The sequence below is a fragment of the Paenibacillus sp. MZ04-78.2 genome (assembly GCF_024213375.1).
GTDB lineage: Bacteria > Bacillota > Bacilli > Paenibacillales > NBRC-103111 > Paenibacillus_G.
This window is the reverse complement of record NZ_JANAVJ010000009.1, coordinates 24,819-48,408: the sequence shown is the minus strand read 5'-3', so window position 1 is coordinate 48,408 and position 23,590 is coordinate 24,819. Positions and strand designations below refer to the sequence as shown.

Annotated in this window: 24 protein-coding genes and 1 pseudogene; 11 read left to right on the top strand and 14 right to left on the bottom strand. The window is 42.5% G+C overall.

Annotation, left to right across the window (positions count from 1 at the left end):
- Positions 1 to 159: 159 nt before the first annotated feature.
- Positions 160 to 1,224: a glycosyltransferase family 61 protein gene (locus NLX71_RS09510; RefSeq protein WP_254363365.1), complete on the top strand. Its 1,065-nt coding sequence runs from the start codon at positions 160 to 162 to the stop codon at positions 1,222 to 1,224.
- Positions 1,209 to 2,279: an NAD-dependent epimerase/dehydratase family protein gene (locus NLX71_RS09505; protein WP_254363364.1), complete on the top strand. Its 1,071-nt coding sequence runs from the start codon at positions 1,209 to 1,211 to the stop codon at positions 2,277 to 2,279. Before NLX71_RS09510 ends, NLX71_RS09505 begins: the two co-directional genes overlap by 16 nt.
- 54 nt (positions 2,280 to 2,333) lie before the next feature.
- Here the strand turns inward: NLX71_RS09505 and NLX71_RS09500 are convergent, their stop codons facing one another.
- Together NLX71_RS09500 and NLX71_RS09495 are read right to left on the bottom strand one after the other, a co-directional pair.
- Complete coding sequence (locus NLX71_RS09500; protein WP_254363363.1) at positions 2,334 to 3,320, bottom strand: glycosyltransferase family 2 protein; 987 nt, start codon at positions 3,318 to 3,320, stop codon at positions 2,334 to 2,336.
- Positions 3,321 to 3,336: 16 nt separating this feature from the next.
- Positions 3,337 to 4,503, bottom strand: coding sequence for a glycosyltransferase family 2 protein (locus NLX71_RS09495; protein WP_254363362.1), 1,167 nt, complete (start codon positions 4,501 to 4,503; stop codon positions 3,337 to 3,339).
- A 207-nt stretch (positions 4,504 to 4,710) separates the two neighbouring features.
- Between NLX71_RS09495 and galU the strand changes: the two genes are divergently transcribed.
- Genes galU through NLX71_RS09480 form a run of 3 tightly spaced genes read left to right on the top strand, consistent with a single transcriptional unit; the run spans position 4,711 to position 7,949 of the window.
- Positions 4,711 to 5,586, top strand: coding sequence for a UTP--glucose-1-phosphate uridylyltransferase GalU (gene galU / locus NLX71_RS09490; RefSeq protein ID WP_254363461.1), 876 nt, complete (start codon positions 4,711 to 4,713; stop codon positions 5,584 to 5,586).
- 18 nt (positions 5,587 to 5,604) lie between these two features.
- Positions 5,605 to 6,582, top strand: coding sequence for a UDP-glucuronic acid decarboxylase family protein (locus NLX71_RS09485; protein ID WP_254363361.1), 978 nt, complete (start codon positions 5,605 to 5,607; stop codon positions 6,580 to 6,582).
- Entirely contained in the window at positions 6,579 to 7,949 is a 1,371-nt protein-coding gene (locus NLX71_RS09480; RefSeq protein ID WP_254363360.1) for a UDP-glucose dehydrogenase family protein, read from the top strand. The genes NLX71_RS09485 and NLX71_RS09480 overlap by 4 nt, the downstream gene beginning before the upstream one ends.
- Before the next feature lie 147 nt (positions 7,950 to 8,096).
- On the opposite strand, the gene NLX71_RS09475 is transcribed toward NLX71_RS09480, so the two are convergent.
- From NLX71_RS09475 to NLX71_RS09460, 4 genes are all read right to left on the bottom strand, one after another.
- Positions 8,097 to 8,777 carry a hypothetical protein gene (locus NLX71_RS09475; protein ID WP_254363359.1) on the bottom strand — a complete coding sequence of 227 codons (681 nt, stop codon included), beginning with the start codon at positions 8,775 to 8,777 and terminating at the stop codon, positions 8,097 to 8,099.
- A 361-nt stretch (positions 8,778 to 9,138) separates the two neighbouring features.
- Entirely contained in the window at positions 9,139 to 9,810 is a 672-nt protein-coding gene (locus NLX71_RS09470) for a hypothetical protein (RefSeq protein ID WP_254363358.1), read from the bottom strand.
- Between the two features lie 87 nt (positions 9,811 to 9,897).
- Entirely contained in the window at positions 9,898 to 10,398 is a 501-nt protein-coding gene (locus NLX71_RS09465) for a hypothetical protein (RefSeq protein ID WP_254363357.1), read from the bottom strand.
- Between the two features lie 154 nt (positions 10,399 to 10,552).
- Positions 10,553 to 10,843 (bottom strand): hypothetical protein, encoded by a 291-nt coding sequence (locus NLX71_RS09460; protein WP_254363356.1) that lies wholly within the window; start codon positions 10,841 to 10,843, stop codon positions 10,553 to 10,555.
- Positions 10,844 to 11,218: 375 nt separating this feature from the next.
- Here NLX71_RS09460 and NLX71_RS09455 point away from each other — a divergent pair, with 375 nt between their 5' ends.
- Both NLX71_RS09455 and NLX71_RS09450 read left to right on the top strand, forming a co-directional pair.
- Positions 11,219 to 12,472 (top strand): helix-turn-helix domain-containing protein, encoded by a 1,254-nt coding sequence (locus NLX71_RS09455; RefSeq protein WP_254363355.1) that lies wholly within the window; start codon positions 11,219 to 11,221, stop codon positions 12,470 to 12,472.
- A gap of 222 nt (positions 12,473 to 12,694) precedes the next feature.
- Positions 12,695 to 13,180, top strand: coding sequence for a winged helix-turn-helix transcriptional regulator (locus NLX71_RS09450; protein ID WP_309248932.1), 486 nt, complete (start codon positions 12,695 to 12,697; stop codon positions 13,178 to 13,180).
- A gap of 127 nt (positions 13,181 to 13,307) precedes the next feature.
- Here the strand turns inward: NLX71_RS09450 and NLX71_RS09445 are convergent, their stop codons facing one another.
- The 4 genes from NLX71_RS09445 to NLX71_RS26795 all read right to left on the bottom strand — a co-directional run bounded on the left by NLX71_RS09445 (position 13,308) and on the right by NLX71_RS26795 (position 16,888).
- Complete coding sequence (locus tag NLX71_RS09445) at positions 13,308 to 14,453, bottom strand: glycosyltransferase family 61 protein (protein WP_254363354.1); 1,146 nt, start codon at positions 14,451 to 14,453, stop codon at positions 13,308 to 13,310.
- A gap of 40 nt (positions 14,454 to 14,493) precedes the next feature.
- Positions 14,494 to 15,201: a class I SAM-dependent methyltransferase gene (locus NLX71_RS09440; protein WP_254363353.1), complete on the bottom strand. Its 708-nt coding sequence runs from the start codon at positions 15,199 to 15,201 to the stop codon at positions 14,494 to 14,496.
- Between the two features lie 197 nt (positions 15,202 to 15,398).
- Positions 15,399 to 16,154: a sensor histidine kinase gene (locus NLX71_RS09435; protein WP_254363352.1), complete on the bottom strand. Its 756-nt coding sequence runs from the start codon at positions 16,152 to 16,154 to the stop codon at positions 15,399 to 15,401.
- A gap of 38 nt (positions 16,155 to 16,192) precedes the next feature.
- Complete coding sequence (locus NLX71_RS26795) at positions 16,193 to 16,888, bottom strand: response regulator transcription factor (protein WP_254363351.1); 696 nt, start codon at positions 16,886 to 16,888, stop codon at positions 16,193 to 16,195.
- Positions 16,889 to 16,921: 33 nt separating this feature from the next.
- On the opposite strand from NLX71_RS26795, the gene NLX71_RS09425 reads away from it, so the two are divergent.
- Complete coding sequence (locus tag NLX71_RS09425; RefSeq protein WP_254363350.1) at positions 16,922 to 18,982, top strand: serine hydrolase domain-containing protein; 2,061 nt, start codon at positions 16,922 to 16,924, stop codon at positions 18,980 to 18,982.
- A gap of 85 nt (positions 18,983 to 19,067) precedes the next feature.
- Here the strand turns inward: NLX71_RS09425 and NLX71_RS09420 are convergent, their stop codons facing one another.
- From NLX71_RS09420 to NLX71_RS09410, 3 genes are all read right to left on the bottom strand, one after another.
- On the bottom strand, positions 19,068 to 19,520 hold the full coding sequence (locus NLX71_RS09420; protein ID WP_254363349.1) for an AbrB/MazE/SpoVT family DNA-binding domain-containing protein: 453 nt from the start codon (positions 19,518 to 19,520) through the stop codon (positions 19,068 to 19,070).
- Between the two features lie 27 nt (positions 19,521 to 19,547).
- Positions 19,548 to 19,736, bottom strand: coding sequence for a Spo0E family sporulation regulatory protein-aspartic acid phosphatase (locus tag NLX71_RS26555; RefSeq protein WP_302058153.1), 189 nt, complete (start codon positions 19,734 to 19,736; stop codon positions 19,548 to 19,550).
- 167 nt (positions 19,737 to 19,903) lie between these two features.
- Entirely contained in the window at positions 19,904 to 21,193 is a 1,290-nt protein-coding gene (locus NLX71_RS09410; RefSeq protein ID WP_254363348.1) for a helix-turn-helix domain-containing protein, read from the bottom strand.
- Between the two features lie 296 nt (positions 21,194 to 21,489).
- Between NLX71_RS09410 and NLX71_RS09405 the strand changes: the two genes are divergently transcribed.
- The 3 genes from NLX71_RS09405 to NLX71_RS09395 all read left to right on the top strand — a co-directional run bounded on the left by NLX71_RS09405 (position 21,490) and on the right by NLX71_RS09395 (position 23,384).
- Positions 21,490 to 22,389 (top strand): HNH endonuclease signature motif containing protein, encoded by a 900-nt coding sequence (locus NLX71_RS09405; RefSeq protein WP_254363347.1) that lies wholly within the window; start codon positions 21,490 to 21,492, stop codon positions 22,387 to 22,389.
- A 104-nt stretch (positions 22,390 to 22,493) separates the two neighbouring features.
- Positions 22,494 to 23,015: an SMI1/KNR4 family protein gene (locus NLX71_RS09400; RefSeq protein WP_254363346.1), complete on the top strand. Its 522-nt coding sequence runs from the start codon at positions 22,494 to 22,496 to the stop codon at positions 23,013 to 23,015.
- A gap of 198 nt (positions 23,016 to 23,213) precedes the next feature.
- The gene (locus tag NLX71_RS09395; RefSeq protein ID WP_254363345.1) at positions 23,214 to 23,384 is read left to right on the top strand and encodes a hypothetical protein; all 171 of its coding nucleotides are present in this window, start codon (positions 23,214 to 23,216) and stop codon (positions 23,382 to 23,384) included.
- A gap of 48 nt (positions 23,385 to 23,432) precedes the next feature.
- Here the strand turns inward: NLX71_RS09395 and NLX71_RS27010 are convergent.
- Positions 23,433 to 23,483 (bottom strand): annotated as a pseudogene (locus tag NLX71_RS27010) (hypothetical protein); the annotation flags it as partial.
- Positions 23,484 to 23,590: the final 107 nt, after the last annotated feature.

Genomic DNA, 23,590 nt, shown 5'->3' with positions numbered 1-23,590 from the left:
GTTGGACAATGTACTAGTACTTTATGATGCTTCCAATCTTTTGGTGAACCTATTTTCGTCCCAAAGCGGATGCCGTTATGCCATAGCCGTGTCCTTCAAAGGCTGTGTTCATAAAATGTAGGAAAACGTTGTTGACCGCCAAAGGAGCTGCTAGAAACTATGACCGGTTCAAGCGAATTGATGCCTCCTGCAGGTTTTTACGAATCCACATTAGATTGGATCAAACAGTCACAGAATGAAAGGTTGTTATACTCTATTTATCCGGAAATTCCGATTCCCACCGTTAGAAAACAAGAAGAATTGCAATTGCTCGTCGATAAATCCAGATTCAGCAACAAGGCATTTGTTGCCATTGTGCCCTACGGACGGGTCTTGGGCGAGCGGGCGGTTATCTCACCCGACCATAAACTATTATGGGATGTCTCGGTTGAATGGGCGAAAATGCCGCCGGAGCATTCCGTATTTCAGGAGCATAAGCTGCCGCCACTGATCCGAACCGATAAAACCGTAGCTTTGCTTACCCATCCGGCCGCTAAAAATTACTATCATTGGTTATTGGAAGCGATCGCCCGCGTTCATTTGCTGCAAATGACCCATATCCCAATAGACAAATATATCGTCAACCACAACTGGCTGCCATTTCAGCTTCACACGCTTGCCGCATGCGGCATACCTGCCGAAAAAATCATTCAGCCGTATGAGCTTTTTCATCTGCAAGCGCGAAAGCTCATCGTTCCCTCCTATGTGAATTTGCCAAATTCGTGGTCTTGCACGTATGTTCGAAATGTACTTTTACCCCATATGGCCATTCGGGATGAACCTGGATACGAGCGGATTTACATCAGACGGAATTCCTATCGAAGAATTATGAATGAACATGCCCTATTCGGTCTGCTGGAAAAGTACGGTTTTCAAAGCGTCGAGCTGGAGTCCCTACCGTTGGATCGGCAAATCCGATTGTTTCATTCCGCCAAAATGGTCGTTGCACCGCATGGAGCCGGGCTCGCCAATCTCGTTTTTTGCAAGCCGGACACCAAGGTCATCGAATTATTCAGCCCAAGCTTTATGGAGCCGCATTACTGGTTGCTCAGCAGAGTAATGCAGTTGGATTACAACATGATCATTGGACATCAAGAAAATCCGCATCATTATTGGAGTGGTTTCGATGATATGTCCATCGATCCCCATCGATTAGAGGAGGTGTTGTCATGTCTGTTGTCGTAATCACAGGCTCTGCCGGGCTGATCGGGTCCGAAGCGACCGAATATTATGCGAGCCTGGGCTATCGTGTCATTGGCATAGATAACGATATGCGTCAAGACTTCTTTGGCCCGGAGGGGACAACGAGATGGAACCGAAGTCGGCTTGAGAAAAACCTGGGAGCGAATTATGTACATTATGACGTGGATATACGGGATCATGACGCGCTCAGCGAAATCTTTCTAAAGTACAAGCAGGATATAGCGCTCATTATTCACACCGCCGCGCAGCCGTCTCACGATTGGGCTGCCAGAGAGCCGCTCACGGATTTCCATATTAATGCCAGCGGGACACTGAATCTGCTTGAAATGATGCGTCTGCATTGTCCGGAAGCCGTGTTTATTTTTACCTCGACGAATAAAGTGTATGGCGACCGTCCGAATGAGCTCCCGTATTTGGAGCTGGAAAGTCGCTGGGAGCTTGATTCGGGCCATCCCTGCTATGATGGAATACCGGAAACGCTCAGCGTAGACCAATGTTTGCATTCCTTGTTTGGGGCGTCAAAGCTTGCGGCAGATGTTATTGTCCAGGAATACGGCCGCTATTTTCAGTTGAAAACGGTCTGTTTTCGCGGAGGCGTATTAAGCGGCTCCAGACAATCCGGGGTACAGCTGCACGGATTCATCAATTACCTGTTAAAGTGTGCCATGACGAATAGTCCATACACCATATTCGGATATAAGGGAAAGCAAGTCCGGGATATCATCCATGCGAGCGATGTTATCGCTGCCTTTCATGCGTTCTTTCAACATCCAAGGCGGGGGGGCGAAGTTTATAATCTTGGCGGTGGGCGTGATTCGAACATCTCCATTCTTGAAACGATCGAATGGGCCCAGCACATTACCGGCAAAAAGCTAAACTATTCCTACTGCGACCAACCTAGAACAGGCGATCACATCTGGTATATTTCGGATACGTCAAAGTTCCGGAAGCATTATCCGAATTGGAGCATTCAAATTCCCGCACCTCAAATGATGGAACTGATTTATGACGAAAATAAAGATCGTTGGAAGGTCTGAACTCAAAAAAATCCCGGACCACTTGAGGGGTGGTTCGGGAAAATATCATGATTTTTAATATTTATAATTCCATATTTTAAATACTTTTCTTCTCCAGCGCGGGCCTCTACGCAAGAGACGATGCGTTAATCCGTTCGATAACCGGTTGTTTAATACCACGGCCGCATGAAACGTTCTTCTTTTTTTCTGTAAACGTATTTTTCTGGAGTCTCTGATCGTTCTTACATAGACATAATTTAATTTTTTGAACCTATTGCCTACCCGTTTCTTGAAGAACAAGCATCCTTTTCTTGAACCTACAATGGTTAGGACAGGTTGTTTCCTCTGCTCCCGAATAAGCTTGTTGTAGAGATGGAGAGACGATATCGTCATTAATTCGGTGATCGTCTGCTTCGTATTTTGTTTGCCTAAGGAGTCTTCGCGAAGCCTGTAGTGATATAAGACTTTGGGGATTTTCTCAATGGGCGCAATTTCGAACATGCGTAGCCATAGATCATAATCGTAAGAAATCTTATACATTGGATTATATCGCCCGGCATCGTAGAAAGCTTTTTTCGAGAACGTAACCGAGCCGTGGCACAAATAGCACATAAATAACCGATGTTTATAGATTTGTTCTCTTTCCAGCATTTGATTGTAATACTCGACTTCGGCATTGTTGCTTACGACCTTATTTCCTATGCGGCCTGTGATCAAAGAGCCTACGCCAATACTTTCAGGGTGTGACAGCAAATAGCTGGCCTGTTCCTCCAACCGGGTGGGTTCGCTGAGATCATCCGCGTCATGTATGGCAATCCAATCCCCTGAAGCATGCTCGATACCCAAATTAAGCGAAGCTGCCGCCCCTTGATTCGTTTCAGCATGAATCATTTTGACTCGATCATCGGCAATGGCGTCCAGAATCTCCCGCGTTCGATCCGAAGAACCGTCGTTAACGATAACAAGTTCAAATTGCGAATACGTTTGATTCAATATACTTTGGATCGCTTCCTCAATATACTTCTCGCCGTTATATACGGCCATCACAACGGAGATGTACATCATGAATCCTCCTCGCTTATTTGCGGATCAACGACTCCAAAAGCGCCACCAATTTGGGATATTCCCTTGAAGATTTCAGTTGATTCAATTCCGCAAAAAAAGCATGCTTCCACTGCTCATCCCGCATGGTCCCGGATGCATTCATGAGGTTGGTTACGGGCAAATTGCGAATCCGTAAGGTGAAAATTTGATCAAACAAAATAGGAAATGCCTGAATCAGATGGGAGTATTGCTGCGGATGCTGATGAACCATCGCTTTATATTCAATAACCAGTTCGTTGACTTCAAGCAAGTTTTTGCCGATCCAGCATAAGGATTGTACGCCCACTTCAAATTCAGGATGCCGAGTAAAAAAATATTGATAATTGATCAAAGCGTCTTTCGTTTGGTTGCCGAGACTACGGGGATGTTCCTGGTGGTACACCTTCACCTTGGGGTTGTCAATAATTTTGACGCCATTTCGATACAGGCGGTAGCCAAACTCCCAGTCCTCGCATCCCCAGCCTTTAAATCCTTCGTCAAACGGTCCAGCTTTGTCGAAGGTGCTTCTCCTGACGGATATATTATGGGTAACGACAAAAATATACGGCAAATGATATCCTTCATAATGCGCGCCATGGCGGTCAATGATCTCTCGAAAGAAGGGAGCTGGGTACGCATATTTCTTGTATTTTCGCTGAAAAATGCTCTGCTTCTTAAATAGCCTCATTTTCGAGTATTTCTTGAAAATACGCAGAATTCTCAATCTCCTGTAGCGGGAGTTTTTTTTACGGTTCAACCGCCTGAACAGCTTTAATTGTTCACGATTAAATTTTTTATCCAATACCGTGTAGGTATTGTAATGTTTGGCACAGCCCGTTACCACCAGATTGGGGTCGGCTTGATGGAGGCGAACATGCTGTTTCACGTAAGCAGGGTCCAGAATCATTTCGGCATCGATGATGATCAGGACCTCCCCGGTAGCTGCTTCAATCCCGATATTTTTCGCTTTCGATCTCCCCACATTTTGCTCGCAGCGAATATATCGAAAATGAAATGGCGGACGATAGTTTTGCAGTCTTGGCGTTTTATCCGTCGAGGCATCGTCTACCAGAATGACTTCCATTTGTTTGGGGTCAAAGGTTTGGTTTTCCAATGCATATAGGGAATATAGATTTTGAGGATATTTATTATGGGTAATCATAACGACGCTTACTTGAATACTCATCGGCGGTCACATCCCTTCTTGGAGTCAGGCTATTTCAAGATATATGCTTAGCCAATCGGATGTGACACGGCAAGTTCATCAATTTCATCTAAACCAACGTTATGCGTACATTAGCTGATAGCGTAGTAGGGCTATTCTTCATAGGATGTTATGAGCCGAGCATCGTGAAAGGAGGGAGTTCGAATAAAAACGATTCGCAAAGCCGTCATTCCTGCGGCCGGCCTTGGTACCCGATTTCTTCCCGTGACGAAATCGATACCGAAAGAGATGCTGCCGATCGTCGATAAGCCGACGATTCAATATATCGTCGAAGAGGCCGTTCAATCCGGAATTCACGACATTTACATTGTGATCGGAGACAACAAACGATCGATTCAGCATCATTTCGATAAGAACCTTGAGTTCGAATTCATCTTGAAAGAGCGCAATAAGCTGGAATTGTTAAGACTCGTCGAGGACATCAGCTCACTGGCTACGATTCATTATGTCGTGCAGGAGCAGGCACTCGGACTCGGTCATGCGATTGGGTGCGCTCGTCCGTTTATTGGCCATGAGCCTTTTGCGGTTCTATTAGGAGATATGGTTGTCGATAGTCAAGTGCCTTGCTTGCAACAGCTACTCCATGTCTACCATGAAAAACAGTCATCGGTTATCGCAGTCCAACGGGTAGATTGGTCGGAGACAAGCAAGTACGGCATTGTACAGGGGAAGCAAATAAGCGAACAGTTGACCCTGGTTACGGACTTGATTGAAAAACCTCCAGAGGCTCCCCCTTCAAATATCGCGATCATTGGAAGGTATATTTTAGATCCGAAGATTTTTGAATTTTTAGAGGAAATGCGGGTCGGAGCTGGAGGGGAGATTCAGTTAACGGATGCCCTTCAACAACTCATACAGGAACAACGCCTATGGGCGTATGAGTATGAAGGAAAATTATATGATGTCGGAGATAAGTTAGGTTTTCTTCAGGCCAACGTTGAATTGGCTGTCAAAAACGACGATGTAAGCGAGAAATTTAAGCTTTTTTTGCATAAATTTATGGGAAGCGCCGAAGAATGATCGACTGAGGTGGATTCATTGAAAAAAGTCATTGTGACGGGGGCCGCCGGATTTCTCGGTTCGTGCCTGACCCGAAAGCTGCTGGCCGACGGAAACCAGGTGATCGGAATAGATAATTTGCTGACGGGCAGAGTTAGCAATCTGGCAGAGATACGAGACCATGCCAACTTCACGTTTATCCAAATGGATGTCGTATCGGAAAGTATGGTGGAGATGAAACCGTTGGCAGGGGTTGATGAAATTTATCATTTGGCCTCCCCGGCATCGCCTAAGTTTTATCAATCGGCCGCTCTGGATACGATCGCGGTCAACACCATCGGAACGAAGCATATGCTGGAGCTGGCGAAATCCAACGGAGCGAGAATGGTGTACACCAGTACAAGCGAAGCCTATGGAGATCCGGAGGTTCACCCGCAGCAAGAGATGTATCGGGGGAACGTCAATACATGGGGACCCCGGGCTTGTTACGATGAAGCCAAGCGGCTCGGTGAAGTATACTGCTATGAGTATTATCGTCAATTTCAAGTACAGGTCAAAGTTGCGCGTATTTTTAACACGTATTCGGCCAACCTGCGCAACGACGATGGACGAGTGATCTCCAATTTTGTAAACCAGGCTATACGGGGAGAAGACATCACCGTCTACGGAGACGGAAGTCAGACAAGGTCTTTTTGCTATGTAGACGATACGATCCAAGGACTTATGCGGATGATGGAGAAGAATGCGGCTACCGGGGAAATCATTAACCTTGGAAATCCGCAAGAGTACGCGGTATTGCATGTTGCGGAGCTTGTCAAGAAGCTGGCGCATTCGAACAGCCGCATCACGTTTCACGACCTTCCGAAGGATGACCCGAAGCTGCGTTGTCCGGTCATTGATAAAGCGAAAAAACTTCTCGATTGGGAACCTCAAATTACATTGGAGGAAGGACTTGTACGAACGATTGAGATTTACCGTGCGCAGTTGAGCGAAGCAGCCGGAGGGGATCGAGCGTGAAGGTGGTATGCGTTGGTTCGGGCTATGTCGGAAGTGTCACGGCTGCCGCCTTAGCGATGGCGGGGCATGCTACAACCGTAATTGATGTTGACCGGCACAAGGTCGATTGTATCAACGCAGGGCGAAGTCCGGTCTTCGAGCCCGGTCTGGATTCTCTTATACAGCATCAAGTCGGTACGTCATTGAAGGCTTCCGTTACTGCTGATGACGTGCATGAGGCGGATGTTGTGTTTATTTGCGTGGGTACGCCGTCGCTTGCCGACGGTACGGCAGACTTGCGCTTTGTGAAGGCTGCGGCCCGTTCCATTGGAGAGCATTTGAACACGGAGCGGTTCACAGTCATCGTCAACAAGTCTACAGTTCCGGTCGGCACGACCGAGCTGGTCGCGACGATCATCGAAGAGGCATCGGGACTAAAAGCCGAGGAGCAATTCGCTGTCATTAGCAACCCTGAATTTTTGAGGGAAGGGTATGCGTTAGAAGACGTTTTTTTCCCTGACCGCATTGTCATTGGCACGCTAAATCTTAAAGCAAGAACGACCATGAGGGAGCTGTATAAACCATTCGTTGAACAGCTCTATGATGAAGATGTTACGAGGCTTTTACCACTAGAAGCCTGCAAGAACCGGCAGAAAGCCGTCTATTTCGAAACCGATGCGAAAAGCGCGGAATTGATCAAGTATGCTTCCAATGCGTTTTTGGCGGTTAAAATTAGCTATATTAATGAAGTTGCACGATTATCCGAAGCGCTCGGCTCGAATGTTGCGGATATTGCAAGAGGGATAGGACTCGATTCGCGAATCGGGGAGAAGTTTTTGCAGGTATCCAGCGGATGGAGCGGGAGCTGTTTTCCCAAAGATACGGGGGAGTTATTGGCGACCAGCCAAAAATACGGGAAGGAGCTCGCTATCGTTAAAGCGGCAATCGAATCCAACCAGCAGATGTACCAATTTTGTGTGAGCAAGATTCAACACAAGTTGAAAAGCTTGAACGGTAAGACTATCGGGATTCTGGGGCTGACCTTTAAGCCGGATACGGATGACGCGCGTCAAACGCAAGCGATACCGATCATTCACAAGCTGCTGCAATTTGGAGCGAAGATAAGAGTCCACGATCCGAAGGGGATGACCATGTTTCGGGCTTTGCATGGCGAGCTGCCGATGACCTTCTGCGATCAGGCCGAAGAGACGGCCGACCGTGCAAATGCGCTCGTCCTGTTAACGCATTGGAAGGACTATCAGCAGTTGGATTGGAAACGAATCTACGATGCCATGAAAACTCCGTATATTTTGGATACACGCAATTTCCTACCGGCGATCGAACTGCGTAGTATTGGTTTTGATTATGAAGGTATTGGTATCGTATAGTGACGAAGGAGAATAAATCCCCTTTAAGCTGACCATGTCACGCACTTATGGTCTGCTTAAAGGGGAATTTCTTTTTCTCCAGCTTTTACGACGGCAACCAATCTATCCAGTTTAGCGTTGCTGCATTAATTTTTGTTCGCGCTGCTGTCACTTGCTATTACGTTTTTCGGCGTCGGGGTAACTGAATTTATCAGCAAAGGTACAGAAATAGCGGAGCGTTTCGGAATATAATAACTCATCTTCTAATTCCCATCCCTCAGGTGCAAGGTTGATTTCACCATATTTTTCAAGAATGTTCCTTTGCAGAAAGTTCCAAAGTGAAGTGTCTTGATCTGTAGAGAGCTCTCTGCCATTAACAAATTCAGTAAGATCCAATTCGAATTGCTTTACATTTAAAATAGCATGAAATGGATTTTCCTTTGGAGTAATGTGATTTGACTTGATATAAAAATCTCGTACTACCGGGTGAATTTTTTCCTTAGTAAAAAGAACGGTTTGAAATTCCTTTTTGGATTCTTGTTTTAAACCTTCGAGTATCACTTCTTCTACTTTATCATCGATATAAATAACTTTAATCGTATCAAAATGGATGCCGACAGTTTTCATAAGCAACAAGTAGTCGTCTTTGTACTGAATCGGAAGTTGAATGACATGATCTTGACTCGTATTGAGTAGAAAGGGGACGATTATCCATTGACTCAGTAAGCTTAGATCATAAGTATAGATCGAGGGGATTGGTGTTTCTTTTTTTATCTTAAAATTGGTTGAATCCTCTCGTGGTACTATATTCCCCTGTATCGGTTCTGATTGTTCTTTTCTTTCATCCATCTCATAATAAAATCCTTTCTATGTGTGAATTGAATATCTTAGGAGGTTGCGTCAAAGTTATTTTTTGAGTCCTGAGTCAACAGAAAAATAAGTCTCCATCCCCACGTTATCGGTGGTTTTGGAGGCTTATTTATTTTGCATAGAGTTCAAAGTTTGCTATAGTTATTTTATTGTTACTTCTGCTGATTTAACGGAAGCAATAGCATAGACAGCTTCCCTACCAGCAACAACGCCCTTTTTGGTAGCGGTAAATTCACCACTGCCCCACAATTTATGCTCAATCTGATCGCGATATGTTTTTTGATTTCCACCTTTCGGGGCTTTATAAACTTCGTCACCGGGAATACTGCGTCAGGGAAAGTTAATTAATGAATATAGAAGTTATCAGATTGTTATCCGTATTAACCAAGATCGTCATTGAACTGCATACACTGGAAAATGCCTGAACGGTAATCCGATCCTTGAATGATTCATCAAAATTCCAATTATTTGGCATTAAAACTAATTGGCCATTAATTTGAACGAAAGAGTGCTTAAAGAAATTCCAAATAGACACAATATCATGACCCAAAGTTCGTGTAACTGCCTCGAGATTTACCTTATATTCTTTTATTGTATGAGAACCGGTTTCCAAGCTCGCGCTCCCATTGGCATACAAATCTAGAGCTATAGCATTAATGTTCCCGGTGTTAAATACAGACAAAAAATTTTCTTTGGAAGTTTCCTTTACATTTTCTAGCATGACTTGAACTTGCTCACCAGAAGTAACTTTTCTAATTCTTTCGAAATGGGGGGCAACTTCCTCAATAAGTTTTTCATAGATAAACTCTTTTCCAATAGGAATATGCAATACCCCATTTGGATTTATATAAATAAAAGGTGCTATAAAAAACTGGGCAATTGAAGATAACTGTTGATCAGCAAGGTTTATGTTAGTTACCTCCTCGAATATTGGCCTATGTTGTTCTGAAATAAAGTTTATGGAACAAATTTCTTCTTTATCTTTTTGGAAAATTTCATCAAATAAGTTCAATGATGCTAACCTTCTTTCTGAAAAAATCAAGAGAGAAAATCAAATGGAGTTTAGACCATCGATTTTCTCCCGGATGATTATGATTTGTTATTTAACGGTAAATTTTATTGTTCCTGGAGCAACAGTATAAGCATTTCCTTTTGTTGTGCTTACAGAACCAGAAATTGTTGCAAAATAAGTCCCTTCACTCTCAAAGGTATTTTCGGCTTGGTTTGCTACGAATGTAGGAACACCAAAAGTTGGGTACTTGAATTTAACAGTTCGACCAATCAAACCTATTCCCCATTTAACATTAATGTCTACACCAACTATAAACGCTTTTGGAGTCGTAATGGTGACCTTCCAATTAGCATACACTTTTTTTCCTTCAACCTCTGACCAAAAATCAACATAACCGTCAACACGCGATTTCGCTGCTGAAACTGTATTCCCATCTGCGATAGGTATTAATGTAATCGGTATTCTCGTATGTTGAGTATACGCCTCTTCTTTTACTGAAAGTTGTTTCGCTTCTGCAAAAGCACCAGTTGGCAATGAAAAAATTAAAACTACCAGAAGAAAAATTTGTGCAATTTTTTTCAGCTTCATTGAATTGTTCCTCCTTCAGCATATTAAGATAATAAGTAAACTATCTCAAGAAAAAGAATACATTAATATAAATAGATGGTAAACCATATTTAAACATTTATTACAAAGATAGTATTTTCGTCCTATAACAAAGATGTCAGCAGAACATAAAGTGCTAGACTGGACCCAAAGAATATAAGCAAAATTTGCAGTTAATCGTTGAAATTTGGAAAATAAATATTAGACCGAAGAAAAAATCCGGCATGCTCATTGTGCCGTACCCACCTACTTTTGTTGCAAAACTCCCATCTTCGTTTAATGCACGCAATTCAAATTCTTGCTTATAATGCCTTAACTTTTGGTATTCAGGAGATTTTTTAACCTCTTCACTCACACTAGCAAATGCTGGAACCGTTGTAAATATCAATAGAACTAAAAGCAGAATTGAAGATATGATTTTTTTCAACTCGATACCTCCTAAAATTTTTGAGGTTTAAGGATCGGCAATGTGTTAGCCTATTTTTTCTTCATGTATAGCACCTTCCCTCAATAAATTTTTGAACAATTCGTCGCGACCTCATCGTTAAAACATAATTTATCATAATCTTACAAAATATAGGATAGTAATTCGTATCTATTTTTATTTCGTTATTTACTTCAAAATGTACAAGTAATTGCAGTGATTACCAAATAACGGTTATACTTTGTAGAAATTTAGCGAATCGTTGTATCTCAGATGAAATTAGATGAAATATCATGAAAAAATCAATTAATTGTAAAATAGAACATTATTCGCTATAATTAGACATAACATAATATTGAATAAAAGGAAGGTATTATTATGGTGAATATTAAGCATCAGAATAAAACCATCTCAGATATCATCTTCCAACTTAGAAAAGAGAAAAACTTGACATATGCGAATCTTGAAGAAGTTACAGGAGTGAGTATTCCAGCACTCCATAAAATTGAAACAGGAATTACAAAGCGTCCTGAATTTAAAACAGTGAACGCAATCGCTACTGCTTTTCCAGGCTCTTATAAAGAGATCATAGAATGCTATATAATGATAGAAAATCGAATAGAAACCTTATTTGAAGTTCTGTATGATGTATTATCCAATGAGAATTATGCATTACTTGTTCCTAAAGTGGCTTTTCGTTTGCTTGAAATACCCAATTGCGAAACAGAAGAATCTTTAAAACGCCTTTTTGATTATACTCAAGAAATTAGTGACTCCACACTAAGAATAATGATATATAAAGTAATTGTTAAATACTCAAGAGAGCATGGAATTACGAGCTTCATTGCGAAAGGATTATTGCAGCAATATTTGATTGAAAGATTAGATCTGAAGCGTGTTGAACAAACGTTCCAAGAAGGACTAGAAATTTTACATTACATTGATTTTTTAACTAACGAAGAAAAGATTATATATTTTTTCAGAATGGGCTTGCATGCTTTTAATACACAAAAATATAGGGAGTGTATTGAGTTTTGTGAAAATGGGATGGTTTTGGAAAAAAACTGCTCAGAATTAAAGGCAAGAGCGCATCTATCTATGATTAATTCTCATTTAAAATTGAAAAACTTTGATAAAGTTGAAGAATTATTAGATGTATTTGAAAATTACGAGTATGATTTTGTCTACGAAGCGGCTAAGTTTATACGTGCATTAATAAAAGCAAGAAAAGGTGAATACGATATTGCTGTCCCCCAACTAGAATATTACCTTGAGGTACTTAGTCAGCGGTATCGATTACATATAGTCGACGAGCTTTTTGAGATTTATTTAAAGATAGATGATATGGATGCATGTTCTAAACTCTTAGAAAGAGAGTATAAAATGTTGGGGACGTTCCCTGAGACACCTCATACTTACAAATCGCTTGGAAAGTATTATCGACATAAAGGATACTATCAGGTAACTATTGGTTTAATAGATGAAGGAGTAAAAAGCTTCGCCACTAGTGTACAATATTTAACAAGGATTAGCGCCGTTGAAGAAAAGGATATTTATGTTTTTTTACTGTTTATCCAAAATTCAATAATACTTAATCAGGGACTTTATGGATATAATTTCAGGAAGGCATAACTTACCCCGCAGAAAAGCAAGCTCAATTGACTTAGTTTTAAAGCCGGGACATTGATTTCCTTGGAGTAGATATACATTAATCTTAAAGTGAACAGGCGCATTGCCTGTTTTTTTGTTTTGTCTACAGATTTTTATCATGTTTTGGAATTTTACGGAAAACTAGAAAAATTAATTACAATGATGCTATAAATCCTTAGGGGGAGGAAAAGGTGACTATCTTATATGTGGTTGATGCAAGATGGCAGAAGAACGGGAATTGTCAGGGTTGTAGACAATTTTGGGAGAATAGTAATCCCCACAGAGCTTAGGCGTGTTTTGAATCTTGAACCCAATGTCAGGACAGAGTATTTCTGCGATGACGAGAGAAAGGCGATTATGGTTTATAAATATCCAGCAGAAGAATGTTTGTTTTGTTTGGACAAGCAACAACTCATTTACTTCAAACGATTTTATATTTGTACGCCATGTATTCATAGCCTTCCATCGCTTCAAGTTTTCCTTGAGCGGGTGGAACGCGAACGAGCTAGCGAGGAAAAAAGAACACTTTCAAAAGAGAAAGACATCACTCCAAGAAGGAAAAAAGCATTGGATCTTCTGCGCCAAGCAATGAAGGAAAACCCTAAAGCTTCACAAAAGGAACTAGCCGAAATTTTAGGATTTTCACAAGCATGGGTCAGTAAGTTGATTAGGAAGCTAGTAGATTCATAAAGTGCTAACTCTTGAATTAAGCAAAAGATAATTTTTCCCCTTTAAGCTGACCCTGTGTTTGAGGATAACGCTATGGTCGAACTTAAAGGGGAATAAATCGGTCCTCTATCCCAAGTTCTCGTAAGTTTCAGGTGACAAGGAGTCTTAACATGGCGGACAACGCCCCGATATCAACCGTAAGGTCGGAGGATACATGCCCGACCAAGCCGATATTCTCGTTTTCGGTGAGCCGTCTGCCATGACCGATTAAATACGAATAGCGAAGGCCGTAATAGCTGCTTATGTGCCAAAAACAAGGATACATATACTCGGGAGGATAAATATCAACAACCTGCGTCCCGGTCCGGCAAAACATAATATTTGTGAGACTGGCGCCATGTGGGGCGACGACGATTTTAGCCGAATAAAAAAGACGCACCTGGTCGGCTACCGACATCCCATCCAGCGTCACATCCCGGAAACCGTGCGCTGCTGTAACGTGGAGCACTTCGCTTTCGTTCAGCACTCTTCGATGCTTCGCTTCCCTTCTGCTAATATAAATGCGCTCATAACCGCTCATAGGGCTCGGTCTGACGATTTTCAACAATTCGCTGCGTACGAAATTGGTCGCCCACATGGGCACTTGATTGGATACAAACGGCTGCAAGTAGTACGGCTGTAGCGAAGGAACGACCAGCCACGCGGCTTTCACGTGAAGCCCCTTGTAGGAACGAATTATTTTTTGTTTCGGGATGCCGAGTAGCGCGAGCGTCTCTTCCTGAAAGTGCGCGGGACCGTCGCTGGAAATAATATATTTGTCTATGGGCAGGCCGGTTTTTCGGATCAAATCGATTCGACCCAACGCGTCGACCATCCAATGGAAATAATTGCGGCTCCATATAAACGTAAGTACAGCTACCGTTTTCGGCGTGTGGGTCGCCGCAGGCAGCGAACTCTGTTTAAAAACAGGATGAACCGAGCCTGGTACGTCAACATTCACCGAAACGTCCCATACCAGTTTATTGTCTGGAGTAATGACGGCTCCCGAATGTTCCTCGCCTCCATAGAACCGTCCTTCCGGCAACACTGCCACATACCCTTCCGGGACGGTTACGTACCGCTGCCTAAACACGGGATGGTGCTGGGGATCGACGGTACCCGGTTCCGTCAGGTGCACCGCCTGTGCCGGATGGACGAATTTATGCAATGAATTGCGTGCCGGCGATGTTGAAGCGGATGCCGCGATCCAATCCCGAAGCGTCATATACATGCCGCTAGGAATCGCTTCGTTCATCCCAATCCCCCCGTTTCCCTATGATGAAGCTCCGTGTCGGTTACACCACTTTTTGTATAACCATGAGCCCGTTCCAGTACGTAGGATGACCGTTGCTTGCCGTCGTAACGTCGAGGAGGGTGCGATATTGCCCCGGGTACATCGCCATAAAATCGAGCGTCGCCTGGCGAGGTTCGGGCCAGTTCGTATCGTCGACCAAGATGATACACCCATTCGCGAAGTACGGCGACGCGTGTTGCAATCCCTGCAACTGATTCGTATAATCGTGCGGTCCGTCGAAGAAATAGAGTCCGATGGGGCTGCGATGAATGTTCTTGAAATACTCTATATAGTCCATGTCGTAGAACTGATGTCCGGGACCTTGATGCAAGTTGAAACGGTACATGAATTCCGCTCGCGGACCGCCGAATTGCGAGAAGTTATCGATGCCTATGCATGATTTGCCGGGGTTATGAATCAAGCCTGCCAAGTAGGAAAATCCATTCCAAACCCCTACGTTTACAAAACCTTGATCGGACGGAAGTTGGGAAACAACCCGATTAATGATCGATCCGATCGCGAAGGAAGACATTTTTGGCATTTGCCAGATGATGTTCATCGCGTTTCTCATTTTTTCCTCATCCGCAGGAAGCACGGTGTTGGAAAATTCGAACGCGGCGTCGGTCCCGTACATTCTTTCATTCGGCACGGGCGTTTCAGGTAATACGTACCGAAATGAAATTCCTTTAATAAACTGTTCGTTATTCATAAACGAAGCATTTCCCCTCTCCGCATAGTTCGGCCTGTAGTAACCATTTTATTTAATGTCACAAAACCCGGAAGAGCAACTGATATACGTACTATGAAAAATGCCTATTTTTCCTCACGGGTTAAGAATTGGAAACAGCAATAAAGCTGCGCAGGAGTGAAGATAGTACGCCTCTTGCGCAGCTTTGCTTGTAGGGTTCATCCATGTCGATTCAGCAAAATATGCAGGGTTGTGCCTTGACCCATCTGACTGCGAACCGATAACGTCCCGTCATGCGCTTCGATCATTTTCCGGGCGATGACCAAACCTAATCCATGCTCTGATCCCGCCAAACGTTCGGTGAGGACATTGGGCTGCAAATCATGTAGTTGAGAAAATACCTCCTCCGGAATACCTGCCCCATTATCTCGAATCGTGATACGTACATGTTTTTCACTTTTAGCCGCAATCGCGACGTGAATTTCAGTATGCTGTGCATTATGCTGCACGGCATTCATCAGAAGGTTGGCAAAGGCGCGGTATAGCAGCTTGCGATCTCCATTCAGCAGCGCATTTTTGGCGTTCAAGTCCGCAGACAGCTCGAAGTTATAGGTAAACGCACGGGGATTGTTGGCGATATCGGCCGTCACTTGCTGAACAAACTCGTAGACGGGGAACACTTCGGGGTCCATAGGCATCTCCTGTTCCACATTTTCGAGGTGAAACGATCGGTTTAAATCCCCAATGAGTTCCCCCATATATTCACTTTTCGCGACAAGTTCCTGGACAAACTGATGTTTTTCCTCCTCTGACCAAGCATAATCCGGTTGCGCGAGTAAGGCTGAATAGCCAGTTACATAAGACAACGGTGTTTTTAGATCGTGCGAGACGCCGCGAATCCATTCCTCTTTTGCTTGTTCGAGTTGCCTTTGCTTCTCTTCCGCTTTTTGCAATACGCCAGCAAGCGCGATCAAATCGGTTAGAACCTCCTGGTAGAGCCAGTAGGATTTTTTTATTTTTCCCTTCTTAGTAAAAATTCTTTGGTAATCGGCTGCACGTTATATTGGCGGTGACGCAATTGCTTAATCAGCTTTTGCACGAGCCAAATCGGACGAGCGAAATAGAAGGCGAATAGGGAGGCGCAGCTTAATAAGGTCACACTAAGTTCAGTAAATACGATGCCGAAAGGGGGGGATTCAGGAACAAATTTGTAGCCGATCCCACGCAAATTCAAAATGATCGTTGGTTTTTTGGCATCGTCGCCTAATTTTTTACGTATTTTTGAAATATGCATCGTGACGGTTTTTTCCTCACCAAAGCCAGGACTCCCCCATACCGCTTCATAAAGCTGTGCAGAGGTCAAAATCCGATGAGGATGCTTACAAAAGTAATGTAGTAATTCAAACTCCTTTGCTGTACATGCAACAGGCATGTTGTCGATGACTAGGCGCGCGCGACCGGGGTCCAACGTAAAAGAGTGATATTCAAAGATCGCTTGTGTCTGCTCGATAGGTCCATGTGTAAGATGAGTATAGCGTTGACGGCGAAGATTCGCCTGGATGCGAGCAACCACTTCAAGCGGCTTGAACGGTTTAGTCATATAATCATCGCCGCCGATGGCCAATCCCCGCAGCTTATCAAAGTCACTATCGCATTTGGTTAGGTATACTGCTTCATAAGGTGGATATCGTTCATAATCGAAAAACACTGAAATCGATCACTTATCCAAGGAGGCAACTTCATGAAGAACAAACTAGCTTGGGTGCTATCCTCTACATTAGCGCTAACGATGATCCCGACAGTGGCAATGGCTGCTCCTAACAGTACGATTGCGGCGGCAGCTAACCAAGGATTGGAGAAGATTGCGGCGGAGAAGGCGGCGTTACTAACGAAGTCTTATGAGATGAATAGCGTGCAGTATGCGTTGATAGATAATGGGAAAATGATTTTGTCGGGCCAGACAGGCAAAAATGATCAAGAAGGGAAACAGCCGCTGACCAAACATACGCTATACGGGATTGGTTCAGTCAGTAAAGTGTATGCAGCAGCGGCTGTGATGAAATTGGTCGACGAAGGAAAAGTCGATTTGGATGCTCCCGTCTTTCGATATGTCACCGATTTTAAGATGAAGGACGAACGGTACAAGCGCATTACTCCGCGTATGCTGTTGAACCACTCCTCCGGCTTGCAAGGTGCCACGTTAGGTAGTGCTTTTTTATTTAAAGATAATGATACCTATGCCCATGATACCTTGTTGCAGCAATTGTCCAACCAGAGCTTGAAGGCGGAACCTGGCGCGTTCTCGGTATACTGCAACGACGGCTTTACGCTGGCCGAGATTTTGGTGGAAAGAGTCAGCGGTATGAGCTTTACCGAATTTCTACATCAACGGTTTACAGAACCGTTAAAGCTGAATCATACGAAAACGCCGCAGGACAAATGGGAAGACGATAAGCGGGCTGGACTTTATTCTCCGTCGTACCAAGGGCAGCTTCCCATTGAATCGGTGAATGCGATTGGTTCGGGAGGGATCTCTTCCACGGCAGAAAATGTGGTGCGATTCTCACAATTATTTATGGGACAGGGAAAAGGGGTCCTCTCTGATAAGGCAGTCAAGGCGATGGAGCAAGAGGAATATAAAAAAGGAATGTGGCCGGGGGATGGAGATAATAATACCAACTATGGTCTTGGCTGGGATAGTGTGAAACTATATCCATTCAGTGAATATGGGATAAAGGCCTTGGCTAAGGGCGGCGACACAGCACTTCAACATGCTATACTGGTCGTGCTTCCGGAACAGAAGATGGCAGCGGCTGTGTTGTCATCCGGCGGCGACAGCACGACAAATCAACTGCTGGCAACGGAATTGCTGCTCGCCGCGCTCAAAGAGAAGGGCGCAATTAAGGACATCAAGCCGAACAAATCCTTTGGCAAGCCGGTCAAGGCCGAGATGCCTCAAGACGTGGCGAAGAAAGCGGGCTTTTACGGCGATAGCAGGAGTCATTTCAAAGTAGAAATTACGAAGAATGGAGAACTGTTCTTACCCTCTAAGCCAGAAGAGAAATATGTATATACTGCGGATGGAAGCTTTATTCATGAGAAGGGTACCACCAAGCTCAACTTCGTCACTGAGAAGAATGGACGAACTTATTTGAAGGAGAGCACCTATAAATCGACGCCAGGCTTGGGGCAAGATGCGATGACTCACTATTTAGCCGAGAAGCTAGAAGACAACGTGCTATCGAAGGAAACCGCTGCCGCATGGGCGAAGCGGGAAGGCGTCAAGTTCTATATCGTGGACGAGAAATTTAGTGCTATGGAATATCAACAACAGATACTTACCACAGAAATTACTCGCGAGAAAGACATGGCGGGCTATTGGGACGGCAGAAAAATTACAGGCCCGAACACGGCGGAGCATCAGATCCAAATCCCCGTGTCGGCAGGCCGTGATACGACGGAAGCTCGTTTCTATACAGAGGGCGGCAATGAATATATGGAGATGGCCGGATCGTTATACGTAAGTGGAGCCAACGTAAAACCGCTTGATGCAGGCCAATCATCCAAAGTTGCGCTGCAAGCAAATGGGCATGCGAAATGGTTTACGATCCCCCAAGTGGCAGCAGGGAAAACGATGACCGTGGCGTTGCCAGCGAAGAGTGCGTTCGCGGTGTATGATGAGGAGGGAGTATGCGTCAATTTTACCGTTGTGAGCGGCAATAACAAAGTAAAACTGCCGAAGAACGGAACAGTTGTATTTGCTGGCGCGCCGAATGCGGAATTTGGAATCACGTTGAACTAGCTACAATTTAAGATGGGCTTCAACAAAACCAGTACGACACAGAAAAGGTGTTTTGCTGGTTTTGTTTGATGGCATATTTATGAATCTACATATTCCTAAGCAACTTACTAACCCATGCCTCTGAAAATCCTAAGATTTTGGCTAACTCTTTTTGTGAGGCTTCAGGGTTTTCCTTGATCGCTTGATGCAGACGATCCAATGCTTTTTTCCTTCTTATAGAAATTTTTTTCTCTTCTGTCTCATTAGCTTGTTCACGTTCTAGTCCTTCGATGAAGACCTGAAGCGCCGGAAGGCTCTGAATACATGGCGAACAAACATAAAACCGTTTGAAGTAAATGAGTTGTTGCTTGCTTGAACAAAACAAACATTCTTCTGCTGGATATTTATAAACCATAATCGCCTTTCTCTCATCATCACAGAAATACTCTGTCATGACATTGTGATCAAGATTCAAAACACGCCTAAGCTCCGTAGGAATTACTATTCTCCCAAAATTGTCTACAACCCTGACAATTCCTGTTCTTCTGTTATCTTGCATCAACCACACCTCAAACAATAATGATTTCTAGTCTACACACCGCATTCTCCTAATTTGGGCAATTAAAACGTAGGTATCTAATTGTTGGCTTAATTGAACCATATATTCACTCGTCAAGCTCTCGCCTTGCTGTACGGCCTCTTCCATTTGGTTCTGAATGTTTTTTATTACGTTCTGTAATGCTTCATCGCTGCAATCTGCTACTAGAGTATTCATCGTTCCTCCTCCAAAGCATTTATCATAATATAAATCTAAATCAACTTTCTTATTTTCCATTTAATCCAAGAAACAAGAAACATTTTACTCTTAAAAACAAAAAAACAGGCAAATATGCCTGTTCATTTGTTCTATCTATTTATCGAATCATTAATCACTTTCCTCCCTCATTTAACAATAAAGAGATTTTTTTGTACCATGTTATTATATGCCTCGTTGAAATTATATCCATAAAGTCCCATATTAAGTATTATTGAGTTTTGGATAAAAAGTAAAAATACATATATATCCTTTTCTTCAAAGGCATTAATCCTTTTTAAATATTGTACACTAGCAACGAAGTTTTTAACTCCTTCATCTATTAAACCAATAGATACCTGATAATATCCTTTGTGTCGAAAATACTTCCCTAGCGCTCTGTAAACATTAGGGTCTTTAGGACTCGTGTTCATTATTTCATGCTCTCTTTCTAAAAGTTTCGAACATGCATCCATATCATCTATCTTTAAATAAATCTCAAAAAGTTCGTCTACTATATTTAACCGAAACTGCTTACTACATTCTTCAAGGTGATTTTCAAGTAGAGGGATTGCAATATCATACTCCCCTTTTCTTGCTTTGGTTATTGCCCGTGTAATTTTAGCCGCTTCATAAACAAAATCATACTCGTATTTTTCAAAAACGTCTAATAACTCTTCAACTTTATCATAGTTTTTCCAAGCCGAATAAGAATGAATCAGAGATAAATGTACTCTCGCCTTTAATTCCGATTGTATTTCTTCTAATACCAGTCCATTTTCAGCAAACTCAATGCATTCCCTATATTTTTTTGTAGCATAAGCATGTAAAGCCATCCTATAGTGATAGATTACGTTTTCATCGTTAGTTAAGAAATCAGTATAATGCACTATCTCCAGTCCTTGTTGGAATGTTTGGTCAATGTGTTTGAAATCTCCCCTTTCGATCAAATATTTTTGTAGTAAGCCTTTGGCAATATAGTTCATAACGCCATGTTTTCTCGAATATTTCACAATGACGTTATACAGTTCTAATCTTAAGCTGGAATCACCAACCTCCTGCGTAAAGTAATAAAGTCGCTGCAAAGAGTCTTCCGTTTCGTTGATAGGGTTTTCAAGCAAACGCAATGCGACTTTAGAAGCTAGTGATGGCTTCTCACTTGACAATACATCTTGCAGAACTTCATATAAAACTTCCGTTCGACTTTCTATTCTGATGTAGCATTCTATGAGTTCTTGGTAAGCTTCGGGGAAAGCACCCGTGATCGCTTTTACTGTTTTAAATTCAGGACGCTTGGTTGATCCTTTTTCTAGTTTTTGAAGTACAGGTTTACTTACACCCGTAATCCCCTCAAGATTCGCGTACGTCAAATTTTTTTCTTTTCTAAACTGGAAGATGATATCTGAGATGGTTTTATGCTGATGCTTAATATCCACCATAATACATAACCTTCCTTTTGTTCAATATTATATATTGGTTGATTATAGCAAAATACATTCCATTTTACAATTAATTGATATTTCATCTAATTTCGTCCGAGATACAACGTTTCGCTAAATTTCTACAAATTTTTAATGATATTTGGTAATCTATGTAACCACTTTGGAAATTCGAAGAAATTAACGAAATAAAAATAGATATCAATTCATATCCCATAATTTATGAGGTTGTGATAAATTATGTTTTAACGATGAGGTCGCGACGAATTGTTCAAAAAATCTAGGGAGGTAAAAGAATGAAGAGAGTTAAGAATATCATGCTATTTTTCTTCTTATTCAGTTTAATCGTTTCTAGTTTTGTAACCCCAGATGCTTTAGCACAAACTGCTGATTCGTCAGTCAATGTAAAGGCAGTTAACGACGTTGCAATGGAGATTCAAAGCGATCCGTCGCTTTACAACCCGAACAATCCAAATGAAGTTAAAGCACAACTTGAAAAAGTCTACTTTGATGATACTCCAAGCAACTCAGGCGATATTAAATTTATGGAGCAAGGCGGTGTTGTTTTTAGCATTATTCTAGTTCCTATTGAAGGATCAGGAAATGTGCGTCTAGCTTCAAAAATAGTAAGCTTTATTGGTGGTAAACCACACAGAATTGATTTTGACTTACATTTATATCGCGGTGCCACTCGTGGAACAGGAACGTATGTAAAAACATGCTCTAGCTCATTATCTGGAATCTTAGGAGTACAAGTTGGCAAAGAAATTACGTGTGATCTTACCATTGATTCTACTGGATATTATTTCTTGGAATCAAAACATACAATAAAGAATATGCTCGGAATGACTCTTGGAGCTTCTTCTGGTCAAACAAGTCAATATCTTTTAAATACAAAAGCGTCGCTCTACCCCAATGTTTCCGATCCATATTCTGGTAAGGCAATGACTGAACCAAGAGCTGATTGGGCCTACACTGGTTCGATTCCTTGGACTAAAACTGACAGAGGAAACTTTATCGCAGAATATAGCAGACGACATCCTAATAATGGATGGAATTGGAGTGGTGAATTTACAGAAATACACCACATCAGACCTCGGCAGTATGGTGGATCTAATGACTATGATAACCTCATACCACTTGAAAAATGGTTTCATCAAGGCCCAGTGGAAGGTTGGTGGCGATATTATAGATAATAGAACATTAAACAGTTGAAGAAAGGGTTTAATGGTTTTACAATAAAAGGGGTAACTCCTAAATGTTACCCCTTTTAAAACTAGATTAGGAGTTGTATACAAAGATGAACAATAGCATTAAAGCCTTAAAGAAAATCTTAAGTGTCAATGAGCAAATATTGCTTACAAGTCCAGATGGAGAAACCGTTCCACACGTATGTAGTTTTAAACCACCTGCAACAGATGAGGAAATTAATCTATTAGAAACAACAACAGGTTTCAAACTGCCTGAAGACTATCGAAACTTCCTAAAAACCTGTAATGGATGCAGCTTGTTCGATCATCATCTGTATGGTGGTGAAGCTCAACTTCACGGCATTCAAGAAATCATTGAGCGGTACCATAAAGTTGATATAAAAAATGTAATTCAGGTCGCTTGGATTTATCAGGACATCATCGTAATTGACATTGACAAAGTAAAAGCTGGAGAAAAAGAGTACTTATTCTTAAAAGAAAGCACAATATTTTATCAACCCGGAAGAAACCTATTTTGCGACTTTGAAACTTGGTTAGAAAGATTCATCTCAACGAATGGGTCTAAATACTGGGACTGGAAAACAGAACCAAAAAGAATGTATTATTCTTAGCGTTTAATTGCTAATGGCGATTTAAATTTTCTTAAGGGAAAACTTAATGGTACATTTTACGCTTAATTTAGTTGTTTATTTCTGTTTTGTTGTATTAATCAATTACATACTTGAGTCTTGCGAAACTCCGATGCATTTTGCCTAAAGGGCAGACCTGTAGCGTGATCGGTGAATTAGCAGTTAGGCCGGGAGCTTGAGATGACGCAAAATGTCGATAAGGGGCTTCTTCTCCAAGGCTTGTTGGTAAACATAAACAACGATTTGCCCGAAGCACTCTTCTCTGATGCGGCGTACGACATCGCCAAGCGTCAAATCTGCACCATCACTCATCCAATCCTGCCGCTGAAACTCAAGGAAGTTCTGCGTTAAGAATTGAATGGCCCAAAATCGCTGAATCCCCGTAAACGAAAGCAATTGGTATTGGTCAAAGCCTAACAGCTCCTTGAAATAGCGATACCCCGTCTCGATGTTCCAGCGTACGTGATAATATCGTTGAATCGTAACGAGATCCAGCGACGAATCCGTGCACAGGAGACAAACCTGTGGTTTGCTCGATGCGGTGTAATCGTATTTTT